Source organism: Arthrobacter sp. 35/47 (genome assembly GCF_000520475.1).
Classification (GTDB): Bacteria; Actinomycetota; Actinomycetes; order Actinomycetales; family Micrococcaceae; genus Arthrobacter_D; species Arthrobacter_D subterraneus.
Window position 1 is genome coordinate 212,957 of sequence record NZ_KI914581.1, and the last position, 13,491, is coordinate 226,447.

Annotated in this window: 11 protein-coding genes, 1 tRNA gene and 1 pseudogene; 3 read left to right on the forward strand and 10 right to left on the reverse strand. The window is 66.4% G+C overall.

Features of this window, described 5'->3' with window-relative positions; genetic code table 11:
- Positions 1-127: 127 nt before the first annotated feature.
- Entirely contained in the window at positions 128-853 is a 726-nt protein-coding gene (locus X803_RS0101405) for a DUF1365 domain-containing protein (protein ID WP_026543737.1), read from the reverse strand.
- Positions 850-2,187, reverse strand: a complete 1,338-nt coding sequence (locus X803_RS17040; protein ID WP_253907362.1) for an NAD(P)/FAD-dependent oxidoreductase — start codon at positions 2,185-2,187, stop codon at positions 850-852. The genes X803_RS0101405 and X803_RS17040 overlap by 4 nt, the downstream gene beginning before the upstream one ends.
- A 153-nt stretch (positions 2,188-2,340) precedes the next feature.
- Between X803_RS17040 and X803_RS0101415 the strand changes: the two genes are divergently transcribed.
- The gene (locus tag X803_RS0101415) at positions 2,341-3,276 is read left to right on the forward strand and encodes a LysR family transcriptional regulator (protein ID WP_026543738.1); all 936 of its coding nucleotides are present in this window, start codon (positions 2,341-2,343) and stop codon (positions 3,274-3,276) included.
- Positions 3,277-3,417: 141 nt separating this feature from the next.
- Here the strand turns inward: X803_RS0101415 and metE are convergent, their stop codons facing one another.
- Together metE and X803_RS0101425 are read right to left on the reverse strand one after the other, a co-directional pair.
- The gene (metE, locus tag X803_RS0101420; protein ID WP_026543739.1) at positions 3,418-5,745 is read right to left on the reverse strand and encodes a 5-methyltetrahydropteroyltriglutamate--homocysteine S-methyltransferase; all 2,328 of its coding nucleotides are present in this window, start codon (positions 5,743-5,745) and stop codon (positions 3,418-3,420) included.
- A 32-nt stretch (positions 5,746-5,777) separates the two neighbouring features.
- Positions 5,778-6,722: a methylenetetrahydrofolate reductase gene (locus X803_RS0101425; RefSeq protein WP_026543740.1), complete on the reverse strand. Its 945-nt coding sequence runs from the start codon at positions 6,720-6,722 to the stop codon at positions 5,778-5,780.
- A 325-nt stretch (positions 6,723-7,047) separates the two neighbouring features.
- Here X803_RS0101425 and X803_RS17045 point away from each other — a divergent pair, with 325 nt between their 5' ends.
- Complete coding sequence (locus X803_RS17045) at positions 7,048-8,172, forward strand: FUSC family protein (protein WP_051470341.1); 1,125 nt, start codon at positions 7,048-7,050, stop codon at positions 8,170-8,172.
- Here the strand turns inward: X803_RS17045 and X803_RS17050 are convergent.
- Positions 8,169-9,284 carry an App1 family protein gene (locus X803_RS17050; RefSeq protein WP_051470342.1) on the reverse strand — a complete coding sequence of 372 codons (1,116 nt, stop codon included), beginning with the start codon at positions 9,282-9,284 and terminating at the stop codon, positions 8,169-8,171. The two genes, X803_RS17045 and X803_RS17050, sit on opposite strands and share 4 nt — an antisense overlap.
- Before the next feature lie 403 nt (positions 9,285-9,687).
- Here X803_RS17050 and X803_RS0101440 point away from each other — a divergent pair, with 403 nt between their 5' ends.
- On the forward strand, positions 9,688-10,617 hold the full coding sequence (locus tag X803_RS0101440) for a 5'-3' exonuclease (RefSeq protein ID WP_026543741.1): 930 nt from the start codon (positions 9,688-9,690) through the stop codon (positions 10,615-10,617).
- Here X803_RS0101440 and X803_RS0101445 read toward each other — a convergent pair.
- The 5 genes and pseudogenes from X803_RS0101445 to X803_RS22025 all read right to left on the reverse strand — a co-directional run.
- Positions 10,614-11,810: a MalY/PatB family protein gene (locus X803_RS0101445; RefSeq protein WP_026543742.1), complete on the reverse strand. Its 1,197-nt coding sequence runs from the start codon at positions 11,808-11,810 to the stop codon at positions 10,614-10,616. The genes X803_RS0101440 and X803_RS0101445 overlap by 4 nt on opposite strands.
- Positions 11,811-11,866: 56 nt before the next feature.
- Positions 11,867-11,942 (reverse strand) — tRNA-Ala (locus X803_RS0101450).
- Positions 11,943-12,033: 91 nt separating this feature from the next.
- Positions 12,034-12,735: a histidine phosphatase family protein gene (locus X803_RS17055; RefSeq protein WP_051470343.1), complete on the reverse strand. Its 702-nt coding sequence runs from the start codon at positions 12,733-12,735 to the stop codon at positions 12,034-12,036.
- A complete protein-coding gene (gene rsfS, locus X803_RS0101460; protein WP_026543743.1) occupies positions 12,732-13,142 on the reverse strand; it encodes a ribosome silencing factor in 411 nt (136 codons plus the stop codon). Before rsfS ends, X803_RS17055 begins: the two co-directional genes overlap by 4 nt.
- A 25-nt stretch (positions 13,143-13,167) precedes the next feature.
- A pseudogene (locus X803_RS22025) lies at positions 13,168-13,491 on the reverse strand (hypothetical protein); the annotation flags it as partial.

Genomic DNA, 13,491 nt, shown 5'->3' on the forward strand with positions numbered 1-13,491 from the left:
ACTGCCGCCACGAAGATCTTCTCGGCGAGCGCCGCCGCAATACGGTTGTGCGGACCACTTGGCACAAAGGCTATGCCGGGCCAGTCCTGCGGGTCCGCGTCGGTGCTGGACCGGGTGACGGTGGTGGTCATCTCACATACTCCTGTGGTTTGTGGTGCGGTCGGGGATGCAGGGGAAGGCGGCGCAGCCAGAGCCGGATTCCCTGCCAGCGGATCTGGAGCGTTGCACGCAGCGGCGCCAGGGGAATGGCCGCCGCCATGCGCACAACATTGCGCGAAGTCGCCGGGAGGCGGCGTCCGGTCATGGTGGCCGCAAACGGCGGCTGGCCCGGACGGCGCAGCGTAATCGCGACGGACAGTTTCGAATCGGGCTCCGGCACGCTCATCTCGTAGGTTCCGGAGACGTCGTTGAAGGGAGACACGTAGAACTCCTTCGGCGTCACCGCCCTGCCCGAACCGTCAGGATGCAGCAGGTAGCAGTGGCGTTCGCCGTAGGTGTTGTGCACCTCCGCGAGAACGGCACGCAGTCCGCCGTCGCGTCCGTGGCACCAGAAAAGTGTCAGCGGGTTGAACACATATCCGAGGACCCTCGCGCTGCCGAGCATGGTGACGGTGCCGCCGTCGTCGTCGATCCCGTTTGCCGTGAGGAAGCCGGCTACATTCGAGCGGATCGAGGCTTCGGGGTCACCGAGGTGGTCCTCGGCCCGAAACACCGCGAATGGGCGGAGCCAGCCGGGCAGCCGCGGCAGTTCGTCGAGGTCAACGAACCAGCTGTAGCTGCGGTACGTGAATGTGTTTGCCAGCGGCGCCCTCCGCACGTGCCGGATGTTCGTCGCGTACAGGCTGGGCTTCATACCGGCGTCTCCACCGGACTGCGGGTCTCTGCCAGCCAGGACGCGCCCAGCCGTTCGGCGGCCCGAAGGCCGGACAGTGCACCGTCCTCATGGAAGCCCCACCCGTGGTAGGCGCCCGCGAACGCCACCCGGTCATCGCTGAGCTCGGCCAGGCGCCGTTGGGCAGCGAGGGACGACGGCGTGTACTGGGGGTGCTCATAGGTCATGGTGTTGAGGACGCGGCCCGGATCGATCTGGTCCTCCTCCCCCAGGCTCACCAGGAACCGTTTGCCCTGCGCACCGTTCAAACGCTGGAGCCTGCTCAGGTCATAGGTGACCAGCACCCGGTCCGGTTGTGCGTTGCACGCCGGGAGCCGGTAGTTCCAGGAGGACCGGGCGTTGCCGCTGCGCGGGAGCACCGACTCGTCCGTATGGAAGAGTGTGCGGTTCCTCGAGTACGGCATCGACCCGAGCACCGCCTGTTCGAGGGAGGTGGGCTCCTCCAGCAGCGCCAGCCCCTGGTGCGGATGGGTGGCGATCACCACGGCGTCAAAGAGCCGGCGCTCACCGGAGAAAGAGACGACGACGCCGTCAGCCGCCTTCCCGACCCCTGTCACCGGAGTATCCAGCAGCACCTCATCGAGCCGGTCCACGATCTTCCGCACATACTCACCGGAGCCGCCGGTGACCGTCCGCCACTGCGGCGAACCCTTGATTGTGAGCATCCCGTGGTGCTGCATGAAGGAGAACAGGTAACGGGCCGGGTATTCCAGTGCAGTGTGCGGGTCGCAGGACCAGACGGCCGACACCACCGGGGTCATGAAGTGTGCGGTGAAGTAGTCAGTGAAGTTTCCGCGGGCGAGGAATTCGCCCAGGGTGGCGCCGTCGTCGTCGGTCTGTTCTGTCTCACGCAGTAGCGCGCGGGCGCTCGCCTGGAACCGCAGGATTTCGGCGAGCATCCGGAGGTAGCGGCCGCGGGTGAAGGAGCGAGGCTGCGCGAACACCCCACGTCCGCCCTTGGCGCCGGCATATTCAAGGCCGCACCCACCGCAGCGGACGGACATTGTCATGTCGGAGGGCTGGGTCCGTACTCCGAGTTCGGCGAAGAGGCGCAGCAGGGTTGGATAGGTGCGGTCATTGTGGACAATGAAGCCGGTGTCCACGCCGGTGTAGGTGCCGTCCGCCAGTTCCATCCGGTGTGTGTGTGCATGCCCGCCGGCGCGGTTATCGGCTTCAAAGAGCGTGACCCGGTTTTCACGGCTGAGCACCCAGGCGGCGGTCAGTCCGGCCACGCCGCTGCCGATCACCGCAACACTTCGCCGACCCGGCCGGTCCGGCCGCTCTTCACCGCTCACGTGCGCCTCCTCCATACGCCGGCAACAGGAGACGCCGGATTCGACGACGACCTACCCCTGCTGCAAAAGATAGTTCGGATATTGTTCGGAGACGGTGCAGACACGGATGGGTGGGGCGGCCTGCACGAAAACAAGGCGTGAGAGGATGTCGACGTGGTCAATCCCGTTCACCTGCGGACCCTTCTGGAGGTCATCCGGCACGGGTCCTTCGCGTCCGCGGCCACCCGGCTGGGCTACACGGCGTCCGCCGTTTCGCAGCAGATGTCGGCATTGGAACGGGACACCGGCGTCACCCTGTTCACCCGGTCCGCGCGGAGTGCGGTGCCCACCGAAGCCGCCGTGGTGATGGCACGCCACGCCTCGAAGGTGCTCACGGATATCGACACGCTTCTGGCGTCCACGGTGAAAGCGGGTGCTGCGGTCACGCAGGAACTCCGGCTCGGCATCTTCCCGAGCCTTGCCACGTTCGCCCTTCCCCGCCTGGTACGCACCCCGCAGTGGAAGCGGCTCGGCATCAATCTGAAAGTGTTTGTCGCTGAGCCGGCCCAGACCATCCACGGGCTGCGCACCGGCGGTGAGCTGGACCTCGCCCTGGTATTCCAGGTGGGCCAGGGCGGGCTGGCCTGGCCGTCATCGGTGAGCCGGCAGTGGATCGGTGACGACAATTTCCGGGTGGTGCTGCCGGCGGCCTGGGGAATCGCGGACGGTTCCGCAGTCTCGGCAGAGCAGCTGGCGGACATGCCGTGGATCATGCACCATCCCGGCACCTCGGACGCCACCGTCATCGAAAGGCTGTTTGCCAGCTGCAACCTGCACCCGCACATCGCCGCGTACTGCGACGACTTCAATGCGAGCCTGGCCATGGCGGCGGCCGGAATGGGCGCCGCCCTTGTTCCGGAACTGGCCATGCTCCGGGCGCCGGAGGGCATCGTTGCGCTCGATGTCCCCGAGATCCGGCTCGCACGCAGCATTTTCGCCCTGCAAATCGCCGGCAAGCAGACCACCCAGGTGCGTCTCTTCATGGACCAGCTCACCGACGTCCTCAAGGACCGGCAGATCGCGCCGAGGACCAGCAGCCGTCCCGCCTAGGAACGGCCGCCTTAAACGCTGGGAACGGCCGCCCTAAACGCCTAGGAACGGCCTCTTAAACGCCGCCGGGTGCGCAGCTGGACAGCGATACCTTGCGGCAAAGCCTGTTCAGTGGCGCACCCGGCGGGCAGGGCGGCACGGTCAGGAGACCGGAGCCTCCAGCTGTGACCGCACCGAAACCGTCGCGTTGACGAGGTTCCGCAGCGATTCCTCGGTTTCGGTGTAGCCTCGGGTCTTCAGCCCACAGTCCGGGTTGACCCAGAGCTGGCGCGCCGGCACGTGCTGTACAGCCTTCTCGAGCAGCTCGGCAACCTCATCCTGTCCTGGAACACGCGGCGAGTGGATGTCGTAGACACCCGGGCCGACGCCGCGCCTGAAGCCGTGCGCCTCGAGATCGTGCACCACTTCCATGCGGGACCGCGCCGCTTCGATGGAGGTGACGTCCGCGTCCAGGCCGTCGATGGCGTCGATGATCGCCCCGAACTCGGAGTAGCACAGGTGCGTGTGGATCTGGGTGGCAGGTGCTGCCGAGGCGGTGGAGAGCTTGAACGAGTTGACGGACCATTCAAGGTACTCCGCCTGGTCTTCCCTGCGCAGCGGCAGGAGTTCGCGCAGCGCCGGCTCATCCACCTGGATCACCCTGATGCCTGCGGCTTCAAGGTCGGTCACCTCGTCGCGGAGGGCGAGGGCCACCTGGTTTGCCGTCTCTCCCAGCGGCAGGTCATCGCGCACGAAGGACCACGCGAGGATGGTGACCGGACCGGTCAGCATGCCCTTGACCGGCTTGTCGGTGAGTGACTGGGCGAACTGGGTCCACGGAACGGTGATCGGTGCCGGGCGGCTGACATCGCCCCACAGGATGGACGGACGGGTGCAGCGCGATCCGTAGGACTGGACCCAGCCGTGCACCGTGACGTCGAAGCCGTCGAGGTTCTCGGCGAAGTACTGGACCATGTCATTGCGCTCGGGTTCGCCGTGCACCAGGACGTCGAAGCCGAGTTCCTCCTGCAGGTCGATGACGCGCCTGATCTCATCCTGCATCAGCTGCCGGTACTGCTCGGCGGTGAGGTCTCCCCTGTTGGCGCGGGCACGGGCCGAGCGCACCTCCGAGGTCTGCGGGAAGGATCCGATCGTGGTGGTGGGCAGGGCCGGCAGCTTCAGCGCCTCTTCCTGGGCGGCAAGCCGGACGGCGTAGTCGCCGCGGGTGAAGTCCGAGGGCGAGAGAGCGGAGGTGCGGGCCCGCACCTCCGCTCGGTTCACTCCGGGTGCGCCGGCGCGGGAGGCCAGTACCTCAGCGGCCGCAGCGATGTCAGCATCGATGGCTCCCGGATTTCCGATGGCCCGGGCAAGGGTCACCACCTCAACCACCTTCTGGTCGGCGAACGCCAGCCAGCTGCGCAGCTGCGCGTCGAGCTGCTGCTCGTCCTCCACATCATGAGGTACGTGCTGCAGGGAGGTGGAGGTGGAAACCGCAAGGTTCTTCACGGTGCCTTCAAGGCGGGTCAGCTTCTGGGCGGCAACCCCGAGGTCCGCCTTCCAGATGTTGTGTCCGTCCACAACGCCCGCCACGAGGGTGGTCTCCCCCAGCCGGGCCAGCTCGGATGCTGTCGGGACGCTGCCCTTGAACACGTCGATGTGCAGCGCGTCGATGGCGGTCCCGGCGAGGACGGGCAGCAGGGAGCCGAGTGACCCGTACTGGCTGGTGACCAGGATCGCCGGACGGTTCTGCGCTTCCGCAGCCAGGGCGGCATAGGCGCGTTCGACGGCGGCGGCCACCTCGCTCTCCGGGACCGCCTGATCCGCTACCAGGGCAGGCTCCTCGAGCTGGACCCACTCCACGCCGGCTTCAGCCAGTTTGCCCAGCAGCTCGAGGTACAGCGGCAGCAGGTCGTCGAGGCGGCTGAGGGGGTTGAAGCCGGCGGGTGACTCGTCGGCGGCCTTGCTGAGCAGCAGGAAGGTCACAGGGCCGATCAGCGTGGGACGCACCGTGTATCCCGCCTCGACCGCCTCACGCACATCCCGCAGGATCCAGTCATTCGCCAGCGAGAAGGCCGTGTCCGGGCCGATCTCCGGGACGAGGTAGTGGTAATTGGTATCAAACCACTTGGTCATTTCGAGCGGTTGGCGTTCACTGTCGCCCCTGGCGAGCGTGAAGTAGGCGTCCAGGCCAAGCGAGCCGTCGGCGTCGTACAGGTCCTTGAAGCGGTCAGAGACGGCACCGAAGGTGACTGCGGTGTCCAGCACCTGGTCATAGAGGGAGAACGACGCCGGGATCGAGTAGTTGCCGGCCTCCAGTCCGAGCTTCGTGAGGCGGGCGTAGGAGGAAGCGCGAAGCTCTGCTGCGGCCGTCTCGAGTTCGGCCGCCGAGGTACGGCCGGCCCAGTAGGACTCGACTGCCTTCTTCAGTTCGCGGCGGGGGCCGATGCGTGGGTAGCCGACGATGGTTGCTGTGGGGAATGTGCTGCTCATGGATGGTGTCCTTTGCTGGTTTCGTAAATTCGTCAAGCGGTGCGGACGAGCCCGCGTGGAACGGGCGGCCGGCGAAGCTGAAGGCTGTCAAGCACGTCCAGCGCTGCCGCGTGCTCGTTGAAGGTGTACAGGTGGATCCCCGGGGCGCCGGCGTCGAGCGCTGCGTTGGCAAGGTCCACCGTTGCCTGGACGCCGATGCGGCGGCGCGCTGCGTCGTCCTCCGCTGCGGCCAGCCGGTCACGCAGTGCGTAGTCCATTTCGATGCCGGCCAGCTCGCTCAAACGGTCGAGCCTGCGCACGCTGGTCAGCGGCATCACGCCCGGGATGATGGGGATGTCCACCCCGGCGCGGCGTGCTGCCGCGACCAGCCTCTGGAAGTGATCGGGGAAGAAGAACACCTGGGTGATCGCGAAATCGGCCCCTGCCGCCTGCTTGGCGAGCAACGCCTCGATGTCGTGATCGAAGCTCGGCGACTCGGGGTGCCGCGTGGCGTACGCCGCCACACCGACGGCCAATCTGCCTGCGCACAGGTGCGCGGTCCGCCGGCGCTCGGCTTCGCGGACGAGCTTCACCAGGTCACTGGCGTAGGACAGGTCGCCGGGGCCCACCCCGGGGTCCTTCGGCGTGTCGCCCCGGAGCGCGAGGATGCCGCGGACGCCGAGGGTGATCAGTTCATCCACGAGGTCCAGGAGGTACTCCCGGGTGTTTCCCACGCAGGTGAGGTGGGCCAGGGGCCGCAATGCGGTCTCCGTGAGGAGCCGGGACAGCAGGTCGACGGCGGTATCCCGGTTGGAACCGGAGGCTCCATAGGTTACGGATACATAGTCCGGACTGGTCTGCTCCAGTTCGCGGATTGTGCACCAGAGGGTTTCCGCAGCACTGGTGCTGCGGGGAGGAAAGAGTTCATAGGACAGGGCGGGGTACGGCTCGGAAGCAGGGGGGCCTACGGAGTGAGCCGACTTTGATGGTGGAGACATTCGTATCCTCGGTCGTTAAGGACATCCAGGTGCCGGGTACGGCATACCGGTATGCATTAAGGGAAAAGGAGGCAGGCTGCATCCCGGGCACCGCGCGGCCGCGCGGCAGGGAAAACTCCTGCGAAACAAATGTCAGGCCCACATGGGGGCACCCACACTCCCTGAAATTGGGAGTCGCTGACCCGTTACGGAAGTAACTTGATCTGAACGTTACGGCACCGCCGCTCGGGGCTTCAAGATTATTGCGCTATTACGCAACATTCTTCCGGGCCGGCGTCTCCGGCGCGTTCATCTGACTCTCATAATCGGTTGCCATACTGAAGAAATGCCAAGCCTACTTACCGGTTCGCAAGCACGGACCCACGCACGGCAGCTGATCACCCACGAGCGGGTTCTCCTGGCTGTCAAGACCGCCCTCGCGGCAGCGATCGCCTGGTGGATCGCCCTGCGTGTACCCGGTGTTGCCGCCGAGTATCCGTACTACGCGCCGCTCGGGGCGGTCGCGTCCATGTACCCCACCGTCGCGGGTTCGGCCCGGCAGGGCGTGCAGACGCTCATCGGCCTGGCAGTAGGGTTCGCGCTGGCATTTCCGATCATCATCATCGGGGACGTCTCCGTGGTGTCGGTGGCGATCGTGGTGGGCGTCGGAGTGCTCGCCGCCGGCCTTCCACGGCTGGGCGCCGGGCGCGACTGGATCCCCATCGCTTCCCTGTTTGTGCTCCTGGTGGGCGGCGAAAACCCGGAGGAGTATTCCTTTGGGTACCTCATCCAGATGCTGGTGGGAGTGATTGTGGGCCTCGGCGTCAACATGCTGGTGTTCCCGCCCCTGCACCTGGACGGTGCCGTCCGGGGACTGCAGGACTTCCGTGCGCTCCTTGCCCGTCAGCTCGGGGATATGGCGGCGGCCATCACCGAGTCATGGCCCCCCGAGCATGAAGACTGGGCGGAACGGGAGGGCCGCCTGAGCGACCTCGGGAAAGAGGTACGGTCCGCGGTCCAGCTCGCGGACACCAGCCGGCATGGGAACCCACGACGACGGCGGCACAAGCGCGATCTGAACGCGGACTACCTGTGGCTGCAGGCGATGGAACGGGTCGGATTCCACGTCCAGAACATGACCGAGGTGCTTGCCGGAGTCATTTGGCATACACCCGAGTCCACCCCCCTGCCGCCCGCGCTGGTCGAGCCTTTGGGCGACGCAATGGCGCTCACCGCCAAAGCCGTGGATGAATGGGATGCCGAGGGCGCCACCATGACCGCGGCCGAGGATGCCGTTGAGCACCTGATGCAGCAGATCTCCTCCAGTGCAGCAGCCGAGGAACGCATCCAGGCAACCGCGGCGCTCGGCATGGACCTGCGCCGGATCCTCCTGACGGTGCGCGCCGAGTCCGGCTCGCCCCATGCGGAGGAAGCGCCGGACCCGGAAAACTCAGACGGGCAGCAGGCTTAGGCTTCGTCTTCCGGATCGATCCGGACAGAGCTCTCCACAATGCCCATCGTGCTCAGCTGGTCAGACATGCCTGCGCCGTCGCTGGCGTAGATCCAGGGCACGCCCGGCGTGGAACCTGCAGGGTTTGCCTTTGACCGGCCGCCGGCGAGGACCGCCTCGCTGGCGGAGAGCTGCCGAATGGCGATCGCGCGCACGTTCCGGGGATGGTTCCGGGCGAACTCGGCATAGATGGACTCATCATGCTGCCCGTCGTCGCCGATCAGCAGCCACTGCACCGACGGGAACTCCTCAGCGAGCCGCTCCAGCGAGGAACGTTTGTGCTCCTGGCCGCTGCGGAACCAGCGGTCACGGGTGGGCCCCCAGTCCGTAAGCAGCTTCGGCCCGGCCGGATAGAGGTTCCGGGACAGGAAACGGGTCAGGGCGGGGGCCACGTTCCAGGCACCGGTGGAGAGGTAAAGCACCGGTGCATCCGGATGCTTGCGCACGATCCTTTCCATGAGGACGGACATCCCGGGAGTCGGTGTGCGCGCATGCTCATCGAGGACAAACGTGTTCCACGCGGCGAGGAACGGCCGCGGCAGGGCAGTGACCATCACGGTGTCGTCGATGTCGGACACGACGCCGAAGGTTACGTCATCCCGCACCACCCTCACCGGAGCGTCCGCCACCACCGAGTCGCCGGACTTGATGCGGACCGTGTGCCAGCCCGGCTCCAGGGACACGTCGAGATGGACGTCAATGACTCCGCCGCGGTCCGCATGCACTACCTGGCTGGTGCCGTCGACCTCCAGGGTTACCTCCGCGTTGCGCACCGGCGCGCTGGTGAAGTTGCGCCACCCTCGAAGCCCCTCCTTGAGAGGCTTCATCATCTCCTTGCCTTCGAGCGGCCGGAGGTCCCGGGGATTGGACAGGACAACCCGTCCGAGGACCCGGATCCAGCTGGTGGTCCCATAACCCGTGTAGGGGATGATGGTTTCCACGCGGCCGCGCTTCTCCGCGATCCGGGTCTGAAGCGAGTGCCAGGTGTCGCCGATCATCAGGCCGAGGTGGGTGCGTTCGCGAACGTCCCGGTCATGCAGGGGCTGCTGGGATGATGCGTTGTCGGTTGCCATGCAGATAGTCTTGCACGGCCGCTCCGGCGATCTACAGACCAATCCGTCAGGCAGGCACTCCGGCGTGCTGTTGTGCGGGTTTCCACACCGTTACGGTCTGGTGGCCGGGGTTGAGGAACGCGTGGTTCCGGGAGGTCACCGTTTCAGCTGTCTTGCTCTCGACGACCCAGGTTCTCCGACACTGGCGGCATCGCATAAGTCCGTTCATGATCCCCATGCCTCGTTCGTGCTTTTGGTTGCCCGGTTTAAAGTGTGAACCTCTGCACTGTCCCATTCAAGGGTTTTCTTCAATCAAATGGATTTATTTCTTCGTTATACGGCCGGCATGGAGATGCGGCAGCAATCCTCCCAAAAAGCGGGCCGCCGTCGTCGTTCTGTTGCCCTTCCGTGGGAGGATCGGAAGGTGGCCGAACGACTGATGCTCCTGGATACGCCGTCACTGTACTTCCGTGCCTTTTATGGCCTGCCGGACAGTCTCAAGGCACCGAATGGAATGCCCGTCAATGCCGTGCGCGGCCTGTTGGACATGATTGCCCGGCTGGTGACCGACTATGAGCCGACGCACCTCGTCGCCTGCTGGGATGATGACTGGCGGCCGCAATGGCGCGTGGACCTGATTCCCAGCTACAAGGAACACCGGGTGGCCAGAAAAGTTTCCGGGGGCCCCGATGTGGAGGAGACCCCCGAAGGCCTCGTAGCCCAGCTCCCGCTGATCCGCGAGGTCCTGGCTGCCCTGGCCGCACCCGTCATCGGCGCAGCGGACCACGAGGCCGACGACGTGATCGGCAGCCTCGCCAGCCAGGCTACGACGCCGGTCGACATCGTCACCGGCGACCGCGACCTGTTCCAGCTGGTCGACGACGACACGCGGGTCCGCGTGCTCTACACCGCCCGCGGCATGAGCAGGCTGGAAGCGGTCACGGACGTGACTGTGGTCGAAAAGTATCGGGTCCTTCCCGGCCAGTACGCCGATTTCGCCGCTCTCCGGGGGGACGCTTCCGACGGGCTTCCCGGTGTCCCGGGCATCGGGGACAAGACCGCAGCGAGCCTGCTCAGGGAATTCGTGGACCTCGACGGCATCATCGAGGCGAGCACCGATCCATCCAGCGCCATGTCCGCCTCGGTCCGCCAGAAGATCACGGCTGCGTCCGACTACCTCGCTATCGCCCCAACGGTAGTGGGAGTGGTCCGGGATCTTGACCTTGGACACTTCGATGCGCAGATCCGGCCTCTCGATGCAGCCAAGGAAGAGACGCTGAAGAAACTCGCCGCTGACTGGAACCTTGGCGGCGCTGCTGACCGTGTGCTGAAGGCGTACGCCGCGCGCGGTTAGGCGCCGCGGTCGAGCGCCCTGCCCATCCGTTGAAGGGCTTCCGTGAGGATGTCCGGGTGGGTTGCGTAGTTGATTCGCAGGTGTCCGTCGCCGCCCTGGCCGAACACATGTCCCGAGCTGAGCGCCACGCGGGCTTCGTCCAGGAAGAAACGGGCTGGTCCGGCGAGGTCGGTCACCACGGCGAGGCCCTCGCCCCGCGCGCTGTCACCGAGGCCGAGGGCACTGCAGTCGAGCCAGGCGAGATAGGTCCCTTCCGGGCGCAGCAGCGTTGCCCCCGGTAGATGCGCCGCAACGAGGCTCTGGAGAAGGTCCCGGTTGTGTTCCAGCCCGGTGAGAAGCGAATCGAGCCAGGAGCCTCCTTCCCGGAAGGCCGCGGTATGGGCAAGAACGCCGAGATGGCTCGGACCGTGGCTCACTTCTTCCGGCAGCCGGGCCAGGTCGGGTTCCGCCTCCGGACCGGCAATCAGGAGGGCTGCCTTCAGGCCGGCGAGGTTCCACGCCTTTGACGCGGAGGTCAGGGCGAACGCGTCTTCGCTGCCGGCCACGCTGAGGTACGGCGTGAAGCGGGCGCCCGCGAGGACAAGCGGCCCATGAACCTCGTCGGAGATCACCCGCACACCGTGGCGGCGGGCCAGGACAGCGACCCCTTCCAGCTCCTGGCGGGTGTGGACCGTGCCGGTGGGGTTGTGCGGGTTGCAGAGCAGGAACACCGGCCGGTCCGAGCGGGCACGCGCCTGCTGGAACACTCCGTCGAGGCCGTCGAGGTCCAGCCGTCCGTCCGCTCCCAGCGGTGCTTCAAGTACTTCACGGTCGGCGTGGGTCACGAAGGCGAAGAACGGCGCATACACAGGGGGCGTGAGGACAACCACATCCCCTGGGCCGGTGATCAACCTGAGCGTCTCGACGATCCCCATCATGACATCCGGCACCAGTGCGGTCCGCGCGGTGTCCATGGTGTTCCACCCCCACCGGGCCGCTGCGAAGCGTTCGAGCGCGGCTGCGTACCCGGATCCCGCAGGATAGCCGGTATCGCCTGAATCGATTGCCGTCTTCAGCGCGGCATGGACGGGCGGCGCCAGCGGCACGTCCATCTCTGCGACCCACAGCGGCAACACATCGTCAGGGTACCGGCGCCACTTCATGCTGGTCCGTTGCCGGAGTTCTTCCAGGGTGAGTTCGGTAAGCGGGTTCATGGGTCAATCTAAACAAAAATGCCCCGCCCTGAGGCGAGGCATTCTGATCTTCCGTCTGGTGGAGCTGAGGGGACTCGAACCCCTGACCCCCTGCATGCCATGCAGGTGCGCTACCAGCTGCGCCACAGCCCCAAACTCGCTGCCCCCTACCCGACCGGCCGGAGCAACTTGTCCAGTTTAGACAATTTTCCGGTCCCCGCAAAATCGGTGCGGCGGCGCGGTTTCAGCCTTCCAGCGGGGTTGACGGCATGGACGCCAGACCGACGTTGTGCTCGGTCAGCTGCCACCGCGGTACAACCGTGCTGAGAGACGGATTAAGCTCCTCCAGCACGGACCAGTGGCAGTTCGCCACGCCGGCCAGGGATCCCCACAGCTCCGGCGGAATGCCCATCAACGCGGCAACGCCGGCACGGATTGCACCGCCGTGGCTGACCACGACGACGGTGTGGCCCGGCTCGATTGCCGCAACGGCCTCCAGAGCACCCGCCTTCATGCGCTCCCCCACGTCGAGCCGACTCTCTCCCCCACCTGCAGCTACCCGTGGATCTCCGGCGTGCCAGGCCTGCTGGTCCTGCGGGAACCGGCGGCCGATCTCGGCGAACGCCAGCCCCTGCCACCGGCCCGCATAGGTCTCCCGGAAACGCGCGTCGGTGGAGACGGGCATTCCGGTAGCGACGCACAGCGCAGCAGCGGTATCACGCGCGCGCTCCAGGTCGGAAGACACGATCAGCGACGGCGACAGATGCTTCAGTTCATAGGCGGCCTGCGCGGCCTGCTGCCTTCCGAGGTCATCAAGGGCGATGTCTTCCTGCCCCTGGAACAGGCCGCGGGCATTCCATTCCGTCCGCCCGTGGCGCCAGAAGACAATCCTCCGGCCCTCCGGCGCGGAATCACCCGCGGCGCTGTCTACAGCGCGGGGACTCACTCGGCGTCGGCGGCTGCAGCGTCAGCGGACCCGGCGTTCACAGCGGCGTCGTCAAGCTGCAGGTCCACCTTGGGGCAGTCGCCCCACAGCCGTTCGAGCGCGTAGAAGACGCGGTCTTCCTGGTGCTGGACGTGGATGACCACCTCCGCATAGTCGAGCAGCACCCAGCGGCCTTCGCTGCGGCCCTCACGCCGCACGGGCTTCAGATCCTGCTTGGCAAGTTCTTCCTCGATGCCGTCGACGATCGCGTTGACCTGCCGCTCGCTGGGGGCCGAGGCCACAAGGAAGACGTCAGTGATCGCGAGGCGTTCACTGACATCCATGGCCACGATGTCCTGTGCAATCTTGTCCGTCGCCGCACGTGCTGCGGTGCGGGCAATCGCAATGGACGATTCCGATGCGCTCACTAATCTCCTAGGGTGTGGTCAACGGCTAGAGGCCGCTGACAATCATCATGATTCCGGTGATGAGCGCCAGTGCGCCCAAGCCAACTACCGAATACTGCACGATCCGCATGCGCTGGACACGTGCCAGCCCTGCGGTCATCGCGTCAAGGGGTTCCAGTCCGTACGCGCTGCGCGCGCGGATGGGAGTGGCGCCGTCGGACCCGGGACGCCTCTGCTCGCGCACCATCGCTTCCGCCTGTGCCAGTACCCGTGAGCGCCCGGCAGAGTCCGGGGACAGGGCCGACGACGGCGGCATGCTGGGAACGGCGGGGGCGGTCACGACCGGCTGTGCCGGCCTGTCCGCCCGCGG